This window comes from Streptomyces sp. NPDC059900, from assembly GCF_050270335.1.
Taxonomy (GTDB): Bacteria; Actinomycetota; Actinomycetes; order Streptomycetales; family Streptomycetaceae; genus Streptomyces.
This window is the reverse complement of the sequence record NZ_JBNNJZ010000054.1, coordinates 14,600-31,923: the sequence shown is the minus strand read 5'-3', so window position 1 is coordinate 31,923 and position 17,324 is coordinate 14,600. Positions and strand designations below refer to the sequence as shown.

Sequence of the window (17,324 nt, the reverse complement as noted above, 5' to 3'; positions counted from 1 at the left end):
ACGGCCCCCACGCACCGGCACCCGGCATCGATACGGGAGGGGACGTGTCGGTATTTCCGCCCGGAGCACGGTTCGCAACACTCCCCAGCCGAAGCGACCAGACGGCGCCCACCCGATGGCGAGGACGGACATACCGGCGCGGCCCCGCACCCACCCACGGAGGGAAGCCGTACCACCCCCGGCGCACGCCCCAAGTGCAGGCCGCCCCCATAGCGCTCCGCCCGCCGGAGGTCTATCGTACGGGCCCAAACGAAAAGAAGAGCCCACAGCGCCCGAAGGAGCAGCCACATGGCCGGAGTTCAAGGATTCTTCCCGCCCAGGACCGCGACGGGCCGCTCCTCGCTCATCCCGGCCCCGCCCTGGCACTACTCGGGAGACCTCCTCACCGTCGAGTACCGCACCGACCCCGCCAGGGTCCGCGAACTCCTCCCCGCACCGCTCGAACCCGCCGCCGACGACCCCGGCGCCGTCGCCCTCATCTGGGCAGACTGGCAGTCCTGCGGAGACTCCAGGGAAGAGCTGCTCGACCCCGTGCGGGCCCAGTACAAGGAGTGCTTCGCCGTCGTGCGCTGCGGCTACCGCGGACGTACCTACTCCCGCTGCGTCTACATCTGGGTCGACAAGGACTTCGCCGTCGCCCGCGGCATCCACCAGGGCTACCCGAAGAAGCTCGGCTCGATCCACCTCACCCGGCCGCACCCCTTCGGCCCCGCGCCCCGCATCGAGGCGGGCGCCGCCTTCGGGGCCACCCTCGCCGCCGCCGACCGCCGCATCGCCCAGGCGACGGTCACCCTGCGCGAACCCGCCGAGACGAACGGCTTCGTCAACGCCCACCCCATGGCCCACCACCGCCAACTCCCCGCCATAGAGGGGAAGGGGTTGGCCCTCGACGAGCTCATCGCGTCCGGCGCGGCTTCCTTCGAGGGCGGCCGGCCCTGGTCGGGCGAGGCCGAACTCGACCTCTTCGACGCGCCCACGGAGGAACTGGCCGCGCTGACGATCGAGGAGCCGATCGGCGCGTACTACCGCCAGGTGGGCGTGACCTGGAACGGCGGAACGCTCCTGGAGCGGGGCTTGTAGAAGCGAAGCACGCGCGCCCCGCCCTACTTCCCCGCAGCCGACCCGATCCCCGCATACGTCTGCGGACGAGCCCTGCGCAGCCACGCCCCCCACAACACTCCCGCCGCAGCGGCGACGAGGATCAGGGAAGGCAGGATCCACCGCAGCGGATTGCCGGACGAAACCCCCAGCTGGACGCTGAAGTTGGTCAGTGCGAGCCAGAAGATGACGGCGAGCGCGACACCCGACAGGAGCGGCGCGACGAGCCGGTTCCACAGGGGCTCGCTCGACTCGTTCAGCTCGCGTCGGCGGACGAAGTAGGCGATGACCGAGGCGGACGTGGCGAGCAGCAGCAGGATCACGCCGAGTGCGCCGAGGTTGGTCAGCCACGTGAAGACGTCCATCACCGGATCGCGCCCCGCGAGCGCGAAGACGCCGATGACGACGAGCGTCAGAGCCGTCTGGAGCAGCGATCCCCTGTGCGGCGACCCGTGCCGTGGGTGGATCACCCCGAGCCCGCGAGGCAGTACACCCTCCCGGCCGAGTGAACGGACGTACCGGGCGACGGCGTTGTGGAAGGAGAGCAGCGCGGCGAGGAGGCTGGTGATGAGGAAGAGCTGCGCGAAGTCGGAGAAGGCCGGGCCCAGGCCGCTGGTGCGGTCACCGAGGAAGAACAGCATCTCCGGGCCCTGCTCGGCGGCGACCTTCGTGGCCTGTCCGGTGCCCGCGCCGCTGATCATGGCCCAGGCGGTGGCCGCGTAGAAGACGCCGATGAGTCCGACGGCGATATAGGTGGCGCGCGCCACCGTGCGGCGCGGATCACGACACTCCTCGCTGTACAACGCCGCCGACTCGAAGCCCATGTACGCGGCGAAGACGCAGCACAGCGCGACCCCGAGCGCGCCGTCCGTGGCGGCGCCCCAGGTGAGCGGTGCGGTGGAGACGCCCTGCGGGGCGTCGGCGAACTGCCCGACGTCGAAGACGAGCACGGTGCCGAACTCGAACACGAGCAGTACGGCAAGCACCTTCACGCCCAGGTCCACGCGCCGGTAGCCCAGCGCCCCCACGACCACCGTGCACGCGATGACCAGCGCCCACCAGGGGATGCCGACGCCCGTCTTGGAGTCGATGAACTGCGCGGTCGTCGCCCCGAAGAGCCCCGCGATGCCGATCTGCATGGCGTTGTACGCGAGCAGCGCGACGAAGGCCGCGCCGACACCGGCGGTACGCCCGAGCCCCTGCGCCGTGTACGCGTAGAACGCCCCGGCGCCCGTGATGCGCCGGCTCATCGCCGCGTACCCCGCGCTGAACAGGGCGAGGACGACGCCGATGAGGAGGTAGAGCAGGGGTATGCCGAGGATCCCCGTGACGCCGAGGGACTGCGGTACACCGCCCGCCGCCACGGTGAGCGGGGCCGAGGCCGCGACGACGAAGAAGACGATGCCGGTGACGCCGATGCGGCGCTCGGGCGCGGAGGCGGAGGAGAGGGGCGGCGCGGGCGCAGGCGTGCCGTGGTGATCGATGGCCATACCGGGACTCCGGGGAGGGGAGGGCGTATCCAGCGGAAACGCGTTATCGTTTGAGCCCGTACGAATTCGAGTGGCGCTGATGGTACGGACGCGTATGCGCCCCGGCAAGAGGTCTTGGCACACTGTGGCCGTCGGCCGGAGCCGCGGTGGACGCGCGAGGTACGAGAACGAGGAGATACGGACGTGACGGGCTACCGCACCATCCGCGAGACCGAGAAGGCGGTCCGGGCCAAGCTCGGCGGCACCCCCGTCAAGCACGAGCAGATGGCCGCCGTCTCGAACATCTACCGCGCGGCGTCGGCCGTCCGGCAGCACTTCGAGAACTCCGTGCTGCGGGGGGCCGAGCTGACGTGGACGTCGTTCGTGGTGCTGTACGTCGTCTGGATCTGGGGGGAGATGGAGACGCGGTACGTCGCCGAGGAGGCGGGCATCTCCAAGGGCACCCTGACCGGGGTCGCCCGCACGCTGGCGGGGCGCGGGCTCCTGGAGCGCCGGGGGCACCCCGACGACGGGCGGCTCGCGCTGCTGCGGCTCACGGAGGAGGGGGAGCGGTTGATGGAGAAGGTGTTCCCCGCCTTCAACGCGGAGGAGGCGTTTGTCGCCGACGGTCTGACGGACGAGGAGTGCAGGACGCTGGCGGACCTGCTGCGGAAGATCGTCGTGCAGACGGAGGAGCGGGGGGAGGAGCGGCGGTTGGAGCTGCTCGACGGGGGCGAGCCGACTCCCCGCCGCAGCGGGCGGCGCCCCAAGGCGTGAGCCGGCCCGGACTCCGGGGCCCCGTCGATCACCGGCTCCGCCGAGTTCGTCCTCACACGCCGGACGGGCTGAAATCCTCCGTCAGCGCCGCTCGGACCAGTGCCGCTCGCACCAGCGCCCCGAACAGCCCCTGCTGGGCCGTGTCCGACGCCGCCGTGTCCTCCGGGTGCCACTGAATGGCCGCGAACCACCCCTCCCCACCAGGGAGTTCGAGCGCCTCCACCGTCCCGTCAGCCGCCCACGCCGTGGCCACGAGCCCCCGCCCGATCACCTCCACGCACTGATGGTGGAAGCACGAGACGGACACCGTCCCCGCGCCGCCCAGCGCACGCGCCACCACGGAACCGGACGCCACCCGCACGGGGTGCACCACATGCCGATGCGCCCCGGCCCCCGACCCCTCCGTCCCGCCCATGTCCTGCCGAAGCGACCCCCCGAGCGCGACGTTCACCACCTGCAACCCCCGGCAGACCGCCAGCAGGGGCAGGCCGCAGGCCAGCGCGGACCGTGCGAGGGCGAGGTCGAACGCGTCCTGGGCGTCGTCCACGTCGTACACGGCCCCGTGCACCCCGGCGCCGTCCTCCGCGTACCGCCACGGCGCCAGGTCACCGCCCCCCGGCAGCAGCAGCCCGTCGCAGCGGGCGAGCCGTGCCGCCGCGTCGTCCGGCGGACCCGGCAGCATCATGAATGGCTCGCCCCCGGCCCGGAACACCGCCTCCGCCAGCGCCCGCGCCGTCACCACGGCCTCGTACCGGAGCGCGGAAGCCGTCGCCGCGTGGCGCTGCGGCAGGGCGATGAGCGGGCGTGGCCTCAAAGCCGGATCCATGTCGTCTTCAGCTCCGTGTATTTCTCCATCGCGTGCACCGACTTGTCCCGCCCGTTCCCCGACTGTTTGTAGCCGCCGAACGGCACGGCCATGTCCCCCTCCTCGTAGCAGTTGACCCACACCGTCCCGGCCCGCAGGCGTCGGGCCACCGTGTGTGCGGTCGACAGGTCCGAGGTCCACAGGCCGGCCGCGAGTCCGTACTCGGTGTCGTTGGCGAGTGCGACCGCCTCGTCCAGCGAGCCGAAGGTGAGGACGGAGAGGACCGGGCCGAAGATCTCCTCGCGGGCGAGCGGCATGTCCGGGGTGACGCGGTCGAAGACGGTCGGCGCGAAGTAGCTGCCGCCGGGGACGACTTCGCGTCGTACGCCCCCGGCCCGCAGCCGCGCGCCGTCCGCCTCGCCCCGTCGTACGTGCTCCTGCACGGAGTCCGCCCGGGCCGCGCCCGCGAGGGCGCCCATCTCCGTGGCGGGGTCCAGGGGATCGCCCACCCGCAGGGTCCCGGCGCGTTCGACGACCGCCGCCGTGACTTCCTCCGCCACCGACTCGTGGACGAGCAGCCGCGAGGGCGCCGTGCACATCTCGCCCTGGTTGAAGAAGATGCCCCAGGCGGCGGTGGCCGACGCCGCCGCGAGGTCGGGGGCGTCGGGCAGGATGATGTTGGGGGACTTGCCGCCCAGTTCCAGCCAGACGCGCTTGAGGTTGGAGTCGGCCGCGTAGTGCAGGAAGCGGCGGCCCACCGCCGTGGAGCCGGTGAAGGCGATGACGTCCACGTCGGGGTGGATGCCGAGCGCGCGGCCCGCGGTCGGGCCGCCGCCCGCGACGACGTTCAGGGCGCCGGGCGGCAGCCCCGCCTCGTCGGCGAGGCGGCCGAGCAACAGGGCCGACAGGGGCGTGAGTTCGGAGGGTTTCAGGACCACCGTGCAGCCGGCCGCCAGAGCCGGGGCGATCTTCCAGGCGGCCAGGGTCAGGGGGAAGTTCCACGGGACCACCGCGCCGACGACGCCGGACGGCTCGCGGGTGACGAGGGCGAGCGCGTCGGCTCCGGCGTGCGGGGCGGTGTCGGTCAGCTTGTCGGCGAGCTGGCCGTACCAGCGGAAGGTGTACGCCAGGGCGCGCAGTTCGACGTCGTACGACTCCGTGATGGGCTTGCCGTTCTCCAGGGTGATCGTGAGGGCGAGGGCGGAGCGGTGCTCTTCGACGAGAGCGGCGATCCGCTGGAGGGTCCGGCCCCGGTCCTCGGGGGAGAGGCGCGGCCAGGGGCCCGTGTCGAAGGCGCGGCGGGCGGCGGCCACCGCCAGGTCCACCTCCTTCTCGCCCGCGTCCGCGACCAGGGCGAGCGTGCGGCCGTCGCGCGGCGAGACGACGGGGAACGTGCTTCCCGGGCCGTCCGCGTCGGCGCCCGCGATGCGGTGCCGGGTGGGGAGCGCGATCGCTTCGGCCCGCTGTGTCCAGTCCTGGTGGCTGCTGGTGGCCAGGGCGTCGTCCGGCATGGAGGCCTCCCGGGAATCTCGTTTGAGTTCAAACGGTAGCCGAACCGGGCGGTCCGATCGAGGGGTTGACCCCGCCGTCCCGCCGCTCCTAATGTTGTTTGGGTTCAAACGAACTGGAGGAAGTCATGGCTCCCCCCGCTCCCGCGCCACCGGCGAATCCCCCGCACACGGCGATCGTCGCCGGAGTCCCAGTCGACACCCGGCACTGGATCGGCGGAGAGCGCGTCGCCTTCGCCGCCGAGGCCGCGCCCGCCTCCGCCACCTTCACCGATCACTCGCCCATCGACGGCTCCCCGCTCGCCGAGATCGCCCGCGGTGGCGCCGCGGAGGCGCGGGCCGCCGTGGCCGCCGCCCGCGCGGCCTTTCCCGGCTGGGCCGCCACCCCGCCCGCCGAGCGCGCCCGGCTCCTGCACGCCGTCGCCGACGGAGTCGAGGCCCGCACCGAGGACCTCGCCGCCGTCGAGACCGCCGACAACGGCGCACTCCTGCGCTCCCACCGCCGCGGTGTCATGCCCCGCGTCGCCCACAACCTCCGCTACTTCGCCGACCGCCTCCTCGCCCTGGCCCACGACGACTTCGAGACCAGGGGCCACACGAACCACGTGAGCTGGGACCCGGCGGGCCCCGCCGTGCTCATCACGCCGTGGAACGCCCCGCTGATGCTGGCCAGCTGGAAGATCGCGCCCGCGCTCGCCGCGGGGAACACCGTCGTGCTCAAGCCCGCCGAGTGGACCCCGCTGACCGCCTCGCTCTTCGCGGACATCGCGCACGAGGCGGGGCTGCCCGCCGGGGTCCTCAACGTGGTGCAGGGCTACGGCACGGAGGTGGGCGAACCCCTGGTCGCCGACCCCGGCGTGCGCCGGATCAGCTTCACCGGGTCCGTGCCCACCGCCCGGCGGATCGCCGCGGCCTCGGCCGCGCACCTCGTGCCGTGCAGCTTCGAACTGGGCGGCAAGTCCCCGCTGCTCGTTTTCGCCGACGCGGACCTGGAACTCGCGGCCGACCTCGCCGTCGAGCAGTTCGACAACGCGGGGCAGGTCTGCCTGGCGGCCACCCGCATCCTGGTCGAGGAGTCCGTACGGGATGAGTTCCTCGGTCACTTTCTTGACCGGGTAACGAAGTTGACCCAGGGAGACCCGCGCGACGAGGCCACCGGCATAGGGCCCAACATCCACCCCCGGCACGTCGAGCGCGTCGACGGATTCGTGCGGCGCGCCCTGGACGCGGGCGCGAAGGCCGTCACCGGCGGCGGCCGCAACACCGCCCTCGGCGGGAACTACTACCTCCCCACGCTCCTCACCGACGTCGCGCAGGACTCCGAGATCGTGCAGGAAGAGGTCTTCGGGCCCGTCCTCACCCTCCAGGCCTTCCCCGACGGCGACGAGGACGAGGCCGTGCGCCTCGCCGACGACACCCGCTTCGGCCTCGCCGCCACCCTCGTCACCGGAGACCGCGAACGCGCCCGCCGGATCAGCGCACGGCTCGTCGCCGGCACGGTCTGGGTCAACTGCTTCTTCGTACGCGACCTTTCCGCGCCCTTCGGCGGCTCCCGCGATTCGGGGATCGGGCGCGAGGGCGGCGACTGGTCCTTCGACTTCTACTGCGACCTCAAGAACACCGTGACCGCGCCGAAGGGATGGGCCCGCCATGGGTGAGATCGTCGGGGCGGGGCTCCTCGCCCACGTGCCCACCATCGTGCTGCCCGAGAAGACCCGCAAAGAGCTCAACGAAGGCCGCGAGATCAGCCTCGTCCCCGGACTGCGACGACTGCGCGAAGAGGTCTTCGAGACCGTCGACCATGACACCGTCGTCGTCCTCGACTCGCACTGGGCCACCACGGTCGAGTTCGTCGTCTCCGCGCACGCGCGCCGCGCCGGTCTCTTCACCTCGGAGGAGCTGCCGCGCGGCATGTGCAGGATGCCGTACGACTATCCCGGCGACCCCGAACTGGCCGACTCCATCGCGCGGTTCGCCGACCGGCACGAGACCTGGATCACCCCGATCGACGACCCGTTCCTGCCGGTCCACTACGCCACGATCAACCTCTGGAAGTACCTGGGCGAAGGCCTCCCGGACAAGAAGTGGCTCTCCGTCGGCGTCTGCCAGACCGGCGACACCGAGGACCACCTGCGGCTCGGCCGCGCGCTCGCCGACGGGATCGCCGCACTGCCCGGCCGCAGGGTCCTGCTCATCGCCTCCGGCGCGCTCTCGCACACCTTCTGGCCGCTGCGGCAGCTGCGCGCCCACGAGTCGAGCGAGCCGGCCCACATCCGTACGCCCGAGGCACGGGCCGCCGACGAGCGGCGCATCGCATGGCTCGAAGACGGCGACCACGCGGAAGTCCTGCGCACCATGCCGGAATTCCTCGCCCACAAGCCCGAGGCGCGCTTCGGCCACTACCTGATGATGATCGGTGCTCTCGGAGAAGAGCAGTGCTCCGCACCCGGCCGCCCCTTCAGCGACTACGAGAACTCGGTCGGCACCGGCCAGATGCACCTGTGGTTCGACCGCCCCGCCGACGGCTGGACCGGCACCCGGCACGAACGCGGCCGCGGCAAGCACACCGAGAGTGAGGCCTCCCTCGCATGACGAAGACCGTCGAGTACCGCCGCATCCTCCTCGAAGGCGCCACGACCCGGGTGGTGCGGGAAGGGGACGAACTGGTCGCCGCCGACGGGCGCCGCGTGAAGGCGTCCGAGGCGCACCACCTCCCTCCCGTGCTCCCCTCCAAGGTGATCGCCGTCCACCTCAACCACCGCAGCAGGGTCGAGGAGTTCGGCGTGCGGCTGCCGCCCGCGCCCACCTACTTCCACAAGCCCGTCTCCGCGCTGAACGCGCACGGCGGCGCGGTCGTCCGCCCCGAAGGCTGCAAGTACCTCAACTACGAGGGCGAGATCGGCATCGTCGTCGGCCGCACCTGCCGCAACGTCGACCCCGCCGACGCGGGCGCGTACATCGCGGGCTACACCGTCGCCAACGACTACGGCCTGCACGACTTCCGCGACACCGACGCCGGTTCGATGCTCCGGGTCAAGGGCTCGGACACGCTCTGCCCGCTGGGCCCCGGTCTCGTCACCGGCTGGGACTTCCGCTCCAAGTACCTGCGGACGTACGTCAACGGAGAGCTCGTACAGGACGGTTCGACGGACGAGATGCAGTGGGACATGCACTATCTCGTCGCCGACATCGCCCGCACGATCACGCTGGAGCCCGGCGACGTGCTCCTGTCCGGCACCCCCGCCAACTCCCGGCCCGTCCGGCCGGGAGACGTCGTCGAGGTCGAGGCCGAGGGCCTTGGCCGCCTCACGAACCACATCGTCACCGGCCCCACGGCCATCCGCGCCGACGTCGGCGCGCAGCCCACGGAGTCCGAGGAGGTCGTCTCGACGGCCTTCGGAGGCGACTGGGAGTTCCGCGGCCAGCGGCCTCCCCGCCGCTGAACCCCCCCCACTGCCAAAGGAGTTCACATGCTCAAGGTGACCGTCGACCTGGACGTCTGCCAGGACCACGGACAGTGCGTCTTCGCCGCGCCGGACGTCTTCAAGCTCGACGAGGACGGCCGTCTCGCGTACGTCGAAACGCCCGACGAGGCCCTGCGCGCCGACGTGGAGGACGCCGCCGACGTCTGCCCGCTCCAGGCCATCCGGATCGAGGGCTGACCCGCCGTGGCACCGGCGGGATCAGCGGGATCAGCGGGTTCGGCGGGCATCGCCGTCGTGGGCGCGTCGCTCGGCGGCCTGCGGGCGGCCGAACAGCTGCGCGCGGCGGGCTGGCAAGGGGCGATCACGGTGTACGGGGACGAACCCCACCTCCCGTACAACCGGCCCCCGCTGTCCAAGGAGGTACTGGCGGGCGAGGCCCCCGCCGCCGCCACGGCGCTGCGCCGGCGCCCCAGCACCGACGACGTGGACTGGCGGCTCGGCACGGCGGTGGCGTCCGCCGACCTGTCCGCGCGCACGCTCACCCTGGCCGACGGATCGGTCCACGGGTACGAGGGCCTGGTGGCCGCCACAGGGGTGCGGCCACGCAGGCTTCCCCTGACCGGAGGGCCGCCCCGGCACGTCGTACGGACGCTTGAGGACTCGGGGGCGCTGCGCACCGAGCTGGCGGACGGCGTGCGGGTCCTGGTGATCGGCTCCGGTTTCATCGGCTGCGAGGTGGCGGCCACCGCCCGCAAGGCGGGCTGCGAGGTGACGGTGGTCGCACCGGAGGCCGAGCCGATGATGCTCGCGGTGGGGGAGGAGCCGGGGCGGGTGCTGCGACGGCGGCACGAGGCGCGGGGGGTGCGGTTCCGGATGGGACGGCTCGTCGCCGGGCTGACGGCCGGGGGCGCGGTGCTCGACGACGGCACCGAGTGCGCGGCCGATGTCGTCATCGAGGCGGTCGGTTCGCTGCCGAACGCGGAGTGGCTGGCGGCGGGCCAGGCGGCCGGGGACGGCCTCGACCTGACGGACGGCGTCCTGTGCGACGAGCATCTGCGGATCGGGGGGCTCGCGCACGCGGTGGCCGTGGGGGACGTGGCGCGCTTCCCGAACCCCCGCTACGGGAGGCTCGCGCGGCGGGTCGAGCACTGGTCGATGCCTTCGGACTGCGCGCGGCACGGGGCGCGGGTACTTGTGGCGGGCCTCGGGGGCAGGGAGCACGGCCTGGCGCCGTTCGCGCCGCTGCCGTCCTTCTGGAGCGATCAGTTCGATGTGCGGGTGCAGTCGTTCGGGCTGCCGGGGGCGGGGGACGAGGTCCGGCTGCTCGCGGGGGAGCCCGGTGCGGGGGATGCGGGGGACAGGGAAGGCGCCGGGGAGGGGGATGTGGTCTACGGCTACTACCGGGGCGACCGGATGGTGGGGGTGGTGTCCCTGGGCGGATCCAGGGCCGCGGCCCTGGCGGGGCGCTATCGGGGGGAGCTGATGGCTCTGCCGGACGAGGCCCGGAAGTCGCCGGCGTTCTGATGATCGCGGGAGATCTGGCCGGAAGACTGCGCTCGTCGCAGGGGCGCGCGCAGGGCTCCGCTCGCCGCTCGTGGCCGTTCGCCGCCCGAGTGGAGGTCGTCGCCTCGTGTCCGTCTCGAACCGCGTCCGGATGCTGACATCCGGCCGCTTCAAACGGCGTGATTCTCGCCACCCCTGATATGGCTTGCGCTCAGATGAGCGGATCAAGGGCGACTCCGCTTCTTCAAGGGGTGGCACTCAGTGCCACTGCTCGATCATTCATGAGGTGAACTCACATCTGAGGATCTTGCGCTCATCTGAGCGAATCCCAGGTTCTACGGGGGTGGAGTCTTCAAGAGTTGAATGAATAATCTCCGAGCCGGCTACCGCTCAGTTACTTTCGATCTACTGGCGGACGGGTGGTTACAGCCGTATGACGCGCAAGTGGACGTACCCAGGTGCCTTCGATCTGGGTATGTTCCTCGCCGTCAGGGCAGCCACCGAGTCCTCGAGGAGTCGAGACCCGTGTCGGAAAACAAAGTTCCCCACGTAGCGCAGAACGACGAGAGCGATGCGAGCGATGCGGCCGTGAAGTTCGTTTATGACTTCACCGAGGGCAACAGGGACCTCAAGGACCTCCTCGGCGGAAAGGGCGCGAACCTCGCCGAGATGACCAACCTCGGGCTGCCCGTCCCTCCGGGCTTCACGATCACCACAGAGGCCTGCAAGTCCTACCTCGCCAGCGGCGAGGAGCCGGTCGAGCTGCGCGACGAGGTGAGTGCGCACCTCGACGCCCTCGAGAAGAAGATGGGCAAGAAGCTCGGTCAGGCCAATGACCCGCTGCTCGTCTCGGTCCGCTCGGGCGCCAAGTTCTCGATGCCCGGCATGATGGACACCGTCCTGAACATCGGGCTCTCCGACAAGTCGGTGACGGGCCTGGCCAAGCAGTCCGGCGACGACCGCTTCGCGTGGGACTCCTACCGCCGCCTCATCCAGATGTTCGGCAAGACCGTCCTGGACGTCGACGGCGAGCTCTTCGAGGACGCCCTGGAGGCCGCCAAGGCCGCCAAGAAGGTCACGGTCGACACCGACCTGGAGGCCGGCGACCTGAAGAAGCTGGTCACGAAGTTCAAGAAGATCGTCAAGACCGAGGCCGGGCGCGACTTCCCGCAGGACCCGCGCGAGCAGATGGACCTCGCGATCCGCTCGGTCTTCGAGTCGTGGAACACCGACCGCGCCAAGCTCTACCGCCGCCAGGAGCGCATCCCCGGCGACCTGGGCACCGCGGTCAACATCTGCTCCATGGTCTTCGGCAACCTCGGCCCGGACTCCGGCACGGGCGTCGCGTTCACCCGCGACCCGGCCAGCGGCCACCAGGGCGTGTACGGCGACTACCTGACGAACGCGCAGGGCGAGGACGTGGTGGCGGGCATCCGCAACACCGTCCCGCTCGCCGATCTGGAGCAGATCGACAAGAAGTCGTACGACCAGCTCATGCAGATCATGGAAACCCTCGAAACGCACTACAAGGACCTGTGCGACATCGAGTTCACCATCGAGCGCGGCCAGCTGTGGATGCTCCAGACCCGCGTCGGCAAGCGCACCGCCGGTGCCGCCTTCCGCATCGCGACGCAGCTCGTCGACCAGGGCCTGATCGACGAGGCCGAGGCGCTCCAGCGCGTCAACGGCGCCCAGCTCGCGCAGCTGATGTTCCCGCGCTTCGACGAGACGGCGAAGGGCGAGCAGCTCGGCCGGGGCATCGCCGCGTCACCCGGTGCCGCGGTCGGCAAGGCGGTCTTCGACTCGTACACCGCCATCAAGTGGTCGCGTTCGGGCGAGAAGGTCATCCTGATCCGCCGTGAGACCAACCCCGACGACCTCGACGGCATGATCGCGGCCGAGGGCATCCTCACCTCCCGCGGCGGCAAGACCTCGCACGCCGCCGTCGTCGCCCGCGGCATGGGCAAGACCTGTGTCTGCGGCGCCGAGGAGATCGAGGTCGACACCAAGCGGCGGCGCCTGATCTCCGCGAGCGGCGCGGTCGTCGAGGAGGGCGACGTCGTCTCCATCGACGGCTCGACGGGCAAGGTCTACCTGGGCGAGGTGCCCGTGGTCCCCTCGCCGGTCGTCGAGTACTTCGAGGGCCGCATGCACGCGGGCGCCGACGACGCCGACGAGCTGGTCGGCGCCGTGCACCGGATCATGGCGTACGCGGACCGGGTACGCCGCCTGCGGGTCCGCGCCAACGCGGACAACGCCGAGGACGCGCTGCGCGCCCGCCGCTTCGGCGCCCAGGGCATCGGCCTGTGCCGCACCGAGCACATGTTCCTCGGCGAGCGCCGCGAGATGGTCGAGCGGCTGATCCTCGCCGACGCGGACGAGGAGCGCGAGAAGGCCCTGGAGGAGCTGCTTCCGCTCCAGAAGCGCGACTTCGTGGAGCTCTTCGAGGCGATGGACGGCCTGCCCGTCACCGTCCGCCTCCTGGACCCGCCGCTGCACGAGTTCCTGCCGGACATCACCGAGCTCTCCGTCCGGGTGGCCCTCGCCGAGTCCCGCAAGGACAGCAACGAGAACGACCTGCGCCTGCTCCAGGCCGTGCACCGCCTGCACGAGCAGAACCCGATGCTCGGCCTGCGCGGCGTACGCCTCGGCCTGGTCATCCCCGGCCTGTTCACCATGCAGGTACGGGCCATCGCCGAGGCCGCGGCCGAGCGCAAGAACGCCAAGGGCGACCCGCGCGCGGAGATCATGATTCCGCTCGTCGGCACGGTCCAGGAGCTCGAGATCGTCCGCGAGGAGGCCGAGCAGGTCATCGCGGAGGTCGAGGAGACCACCGGCGTGGCGCTGAAGCTGGCGCTCGGCACCATGATCGAGCTGCCGCGTGCCGCGCTCACGGCGGACCAGATCGCGGAGGCAGCCGAGTTCTTCTCCTTCGGCACGAACGACCTCACGCAGACCGTCTGGGGCTTCTCGCGCGACGACGTGGAGGCGAGCTTCTTCACGGCGTACCTGGAGAAGGGCATCTTCGGGGTCTCGCCCTTCGAGACCATCGACAAGGACGGCGTGGGCAAGCTGGTCAAGGACGCGGTCAAGGCCGGCCGTGCCACCCGCCCCGACCTGAAGCTCGGCGTCTGCGGCGAGCACGGCGGCGACCCGGAGTCCGTGCACTTCTTCCACGAGGTGGGCCTGGACTACGTCTCCTGCTCCCCGTTCCGCATCCCGGTCGCCCGCCTGGAGGCGGGGCGCGCCGCCTCGGAGTCGGCGGGCAGCGACCACCGGTAGGCCCCTCAGGGCCACCGGGCGAACTCCGGGGCCGTCGTCGTGTCCCCGACCCTCACCGATGCGACGACGGCCCCGGTTCACCACGAAGGGGCAGCTCCCTGTGCGGGGGAGCTGCCCCTTCGGGCATTCTCTGCGGAGACTGTCAAGGGAAGCCGCTGACCTGGCTGAACGGCGTTTGCTGGCGTTGGTTGCCGTTGAACCCGCCCGACGCCGTTGTGCCCTCGCTGTGCCCTCTGAGTGCGGGGGCGGTTGACGCGTCTTGCAGGGGTGGCGTTGGTTCATCTGCCCGGCGATCGGGGCTCGTGGTGCAGCTCGACGCGGGCCGGACGGCTGAAAGGGAAGAACTCCGCGAGGGCCTAAACCGCTTCATGGAGGTCGCTCGACTGGCCTTAGATGAGGGAGGTGATTGAACCGCCGCGAGTATCTGACGCTTCCCGTGCCCGTGACGCCGACCGGGCAAGGTCTCAACTTGGCTACAGCACACTGTAGTTGGCGGCGATCTTCCCGGACATCCTGATTCACTCATCCAAAGTGATACATGTGCGGCTGAAATTTACTCCATAAGCCTCGGGGAAAGTATTGATCATCGCAGAAGAGTACGTTGGCTCTAACGATTTCTGGAATACGATAATCACGGTGATTATCGCGGTTCTAGTCGCGATTTTGACGGCTTGGGCCGCGTTGCGGAGTGTAAATCCGCGACGCCGTATTATTTGGAGGCAGCACGTCAATTCCGCTCTCCTGCGAGACGTGAATGCTGCGACGCAGGTAAGTGTCAGCCACGGCCAGGCCGTCCTGACCGAGCCGAGACTCGTAGAGTTGCTTTTGAGGAACTCTGGGCGTCGAGACGTACAAAGCTCTGACTTCGTAAACGGCGCTGATTCACTGGTATTCGATTTCGGTGTTCCGGTGATCTCTGTTTTGGACTCCCGGACGCAGCCGTCTACGTCCGCAATTCCGCAGTTATCGTATTCTGGGAATGAACTGCAGATCCATCCAGGGCTTATCGCGAAAGGTCAAACCCTAGAGCTTGCGGTTCTGGTTGACGGCGGTAAGCGGGACGTGGACGTCAAATTTGCGACAATCCTTGAGACGCCTGTAAAGCGTGGCGACCAAGGAGACTTTGAGACGACCTCTACACGCCTGTTTAGGTTCGCTAATGTCGCGGGTCCGATAATAGGTGTAGCGGCGATGATCGCTTTAACCATTAGCAGCATCATTGCGCTGGAAAACTCTAGTGATCTAATCCGCAGAGACAGGGATCTCATGGAGGAATCGTCAGCAGAACTCCGGAAGGCTAGCGATAATCTGGATCTCCTGCGGAAATGTCGATACTGGGATTTGCGCGATCCGGAACGCGCCAAGAAGGAATGCCCTAGAGTCCTTAAGCCCAACTGAGGCTGGACCATGTCTGACGCTAATCAGTCATCTGACGGGATAGTTGATCCAAGTGAGGAGGAAGGGGAGCCCCTGTCTACGTGGGGCCGATTTGCTGCTGGCGTGACAGGGCTGGCGCTTTCGGGGGCGGGAGCCGTGGCCGTCTTCGTTACCAATAATCAAGCCGGTTCTGTGGCGTTGATATTGGGCGGAATCGTTTTCCTGTTAATGCTTATTAGTGGAAATCCGCTCTTGAGTCTTGGCCATGGTGAAACTCAGATGCGCTTTGCGACGAGGCGAAGTCGCGTTATCAGGGAGGCCGAAGAGGCTCCTCCCCGCGAGGCCCGTAGTGCGCTGGAAGCGCTCAGCACAATCGACCCTCGGGTTGCTCGTGACTCTTCCTTCATCCGAACCTCAGAGTTGGTGTATGAGCGACTCGTACGTGCTGAGTTGGTGCGCCTGTTTCCAGAATTTTCCATCAGGGAGGAGAGGAGGGATGGTCTCGTAGATATCGAGATGATCGCTGATACGCCCGATCATCGAGCGATCTTTTTTGAAGTGAGGTCATCGCAGTCTCCAGTGCCATCAACAGCAGTGCGTCAAATAAATGGAATGGCTTCGGAGGGTTTTATGGGCGGTATTCTGGTCGCGCATCAGCGGCTCACGCGTCCCGCTGGGATGCTTCTGCGAAAATCGCAAGAGGGCGGGAGTAAGATTGCATTTGTGCAGTGGCGCGATGAGGATGATAGTGACGCTCTGAAGAATGCGGTGCTTGGGCTGCTAGGGGAGACTGGTTAAAGCGGCGTTGCTGTGTGTGGAGCACGCTTGAGGCGACTGCCAGGGCAGCCGCTCGGGAACGTTTCGCGCCCCAGATTGCGGAACTTCGCGTCTACTTGACCTCCGATCTTGCATCCTGCCTTCATGGATGAAGGTCTTGTGGCGTTAGTGGCGGCGGGCGTTGGACTGGTCGGGGCGCTTGGCGGCGCGGCCATGGGGGGACTTGCTGCGGTCCGCGGAGCGCGAATGGGCGCTGAAACCACGGCGCGCGCGACGATCGAGCAAGCACGCACCCAGGAGCGTGCCCAGCATGACCACTGGTTGCGGGACGAGAGGAAGCGCGCGGCGGTTCTCATGCTTGAGGCATACGACGGGTTCACCATTACTGCATCCAACGTCACGCGCATGTTCGACCTGGAGATCGAGGCGTCGGCCGATGTCTGGCAGGCCTACCAAGCGAGCAGGAACGAGATTCGGAGGGCTTACTTCCCCCTCCGCCTCCTCGGTCCTGCTCAAGTGCATCAGGCGGCACGTGAACTCTGGCAGTTGATCGAGGACTATCACGAGGAGATTCAGGAGTGGGCCGACGGCATCATGACAGCGTCCGATGAGACCAGGGCCAGGTGGCGGGCGCGTGAGGAGCGGCAGAGGCACACCCTCGGTCGTAAGCACAGTGCCCTAATCGACGCTGTAGGTCAGTCGTTGCAGGGTGATGGAGCCGTGCTACGCCCCAACCGAGACGGGCTGTGAGGCGGAGGGGCCTGGCTGGGCGCGACAGGAGCAGCCGTGATGTGTTGCGCGCGACCGTGCGATTCTTGGCAGCGAGCAACGGAGACATGAGAGGAGCCTCAGTGTCGGAGGCCAGTCCGCGCGGAACCTACCTCGTGATTACGGAGGCCCTTCGAAAGGGAATCGAGGAGGGCGAGATTGACGATGCTCTGCCGTCCGAGGCTGACCTTGTACGTACGCACGGGGTCGGGCGCAACACGATTCGCAGGGCTCTCAAGACCCTCGAAGCCGAGGGTGTCCTGGAGTCCGCCCCTGGGGTGGGATGGCGAGTTTCTCGGGGAGGCGACCGGCGCCCCCTCGTGGATCGCATGATCGCGGTAATCGAAGAGGACTCGCTCGTGGTCGGGGATAAGTACCCGTCCGAGGCCAAACTCTGCGAGCGGTTCGGGATGTCCCGCACTGCCGTGCGCCGTGGGCTTGCCCAGATGGAGGGAACCGGCTTGCTCGCCACTGTCCACGGCAAGGGGCGCACCGTTCGCGCCCTCCCGTCTTCCAGCGGCCGGCCGTAGCCTTG

The 17,324-nt window shown here is 69.2% G+C and carries 15 protein-coding genes; 12 read left to right on the top strand and 3 right to left on the bottom strand.

The annotated features are described in order from the left end of the window. The first annotated feature begins 288 nt into the window (after positions 1 to 288). Complete coding sequence (locus ACQKIP_RS11305) at positions 289 to 1,080, top strand: acetoacetate decarboxylase family protein (RefSeq protein WP_365852027.1); 792 nt, start codon at positions 289 to 291, stop codon at positions 1,078 to 1,080. 23 nt (positions 1,081 to 1,103) lie between these two features. Here the strand turns inward: ACQKIP_RS11305 and ACQKIP_RS11300 are convergent, their stop codons facing one another. Continuing rightward, positions 1,104 to 2,588 carry an APC family permease gene (locus ACQKIP_RS11300; protein ID WP_365852029.1) on the bottom strand — a complete coding sequence of 495 codons (1,485 nt, stop codon included), beginning with the start codon at positions 2,586 to 2,588 and terminating at the stop codon, positions 1,104 to 1,106. A gap of 183 nt (positions 2,589 to 2,771) precedes the next feature. Here ACQKIP_RS11300 and ACQKIP_RS11295 point away from each other — a divergent pair, with 183 nt between their 5' ends. Next, positions 2,772 to 3,344 (top strand): MarR family winged helix-turn-helix transcriptional regulator, encoded by a 573-nt coding sequence (locus ACQKIP_RS11295; protein WP_365852031.1) that lies wholly within the window; start codon positions 2,772 to 2,774, stop codon positions 3,342 to 3,344. A gap of 52 nt (positions 3,345 to 3,396) precedes the next feature. On the opposite strand, the gene ACQKIP_RS11290 is transcribed toward ACQKIP_RS11295, so the two are convergent. Both ACQKIP_RS11290 and ACQKIP_RS11285 read right to left on the bottom strand, forming a co-directional pair. Next, on the bottom strand, positions 3,397 to 4,170 hold the full coding sequence (locus ACQKIP_RS11290) for a gamma-glutamyl-gamma-aminobutyrate hydrolase family protein (protein WP_365852033.1): 774 nt from the start codon (positions 4,168 to 4,170) through the stop codon (positions 3,397 to 3,399). Next, positions 4,155 to 5,660 (bottom strand): aldehyde dehydrogenase, encoded by a 1,506-nt coding sequence (locus ACQKIP_RS11285; RefSeq protein WP_365852035.1) that lies wholly within the window; start codon positions 5,658 to 5,660, stop codon positions 4,155 to 4,157. Before ACQKIP_RS11285 ends, ACQKIP_RS11290 begins: the two co-directional genes overlap by 16 nt. A gap of 125 nt (positions 5,661 to 5,785) precedes the next feature. Here ACQKIP_RS11285 and ACQKIP_RS11280 point away from each other — a divergent pair, with 125 nt between their 5' ends. The 10 genes from ACQKIP_RS11280 (at position 5,786) to ACQKIP_RS11235 (ending at position 17,319) form a co-directional block, all read left to right on the top strand. Next, a complete protein-coding gene (locus tag ACQKIP_RS11280) occupies positions 5,786 to 7,315 on the top strand; it encodes an aldehyde dehydrogenase (protein WP_365852037.1) in 1,530 nt (509 codons plus the stop codon). Next, a complete protein-coding gene (locus tag ACQKIP_RS11275) occupies positions 7,308 to 8,249 on the top strand; it encodes a 3,4-dihydroxyphenylacetate 2,3-dioxygenase (protein ID WP_365852039.1) in 942 nt (313 codons plus the stop codon). The genes ACQKIP_RS11280 and ACQKIP_RS11275 overlap by 8 nt, the downstream gene beginning before the upstream one ends. After that, positions 8,246 to 9,100, top strand: coding sequence for a fumarylacetoacetate hydrolase family protein (locus ACQKIP_RS11270; RefSeq protein ID WP_365852041.1), 855 nt, complete (start codon positions 8,246 to 8,248; stop codon positions 9,098 to 9,100). The genes ACQKIP_RS11275 and ACQKIP_RS11270 overlap by 4 nt, the downstream gene beginning before the upstream one ends. A 27-nt stretch (positions 9,101 to 9,127) precedes the next feature. Beyond that, the gene (locus ACQKIP_RS11265; protein ID WP_365852043.1) at positions 9,128 to 9,319 is read left to right on the top strand and encodes a ferredoxin; all 192 of its coding nucleotides are present in this window, start codon (positions 9,128 to 9,130) and stop codon (positions 9,317 to 9,319) included. A gap of 6 nt (positions 9,320 to 9,325) precedes the next feature. Beyond that, positions 9,326 to 10,606, top strand: a complete 1,281-nt coding sequence (locus ACQKIP_RS11260; protein WP_365852045.1) for an NAD(P)/FAD-dependent oxidoreductase — start codon at positions 9,326 to 9,328, stop codon at positions 10,604 to 10,606. 504 nt (positions 10,607 to 11,110) lie between these two features. Continuing rightward, complete coding sequence (gene ppdK / locus ACQKIP_RS11255; protein WP_427742843.1) at positions 11,111 to 13,867, top strand: pyruvate, phosphate dikinase; 2,757 nt, start codon at positions 11,111 to 11,113, stop codon at positions 13,865 to 13,867. Positions 13,868 to 14,617: 750 nt separating this feature from the next. Then, the gene (locus tag ACQKIP_RS11250; RefSeq protein ID WP_365852047.1) at positions 14,618 to 15,265 is read left to right on the top strand and encodes a hypothetical protein; all 648 of its coding nucleotides are present in this window, start codon (positions 14,618 to 14,620) and stop codon (positions 15,263 to 15,265) included. Between the two features lie 102 nt (positions 15,266 to 15,367). Further along, the gene (locus ACQKIP_RS11245; protein ID WP_365852049.1) at positions 15,368 to 16,042 is read left to right on the top strand and encodes a restriction endonuclease; all 675 of its coding nucleotides are present in this window, start codon (positions 15,368 to 15,370) and stop codon (positions 16,040 to 16,042) included. Between the two features lie 123 nt (positions 16,043 to 16,165). After that, the gene (locus tag ACQKIP_RS11240) at positions 16,166 to 16,771 is read left to right on the top strand and encodes a hypothetical protein (RefSeq protein WP_365852051.1); all 606 of its coding nucleotides are present in this window, start codon (positions 16,166 to 16,168) and stop codon (positions 16,769 to 16,771) included. A gap of 101 nt (positions 16,772 to 16,872) precedes the next feature. After that, a complete protein-coding gene (locus ACQKIP_RS11235) occupies positions 16,873 to 17,319 on the top strand; it encodes a GntR family transcriptional regulator (RefSeq protein ID WP_365852053.1) in 447 nt (148 codons plus the stop codon). Positions 17,320 to 17,324 lie beyond the last annotated feature (5 nt).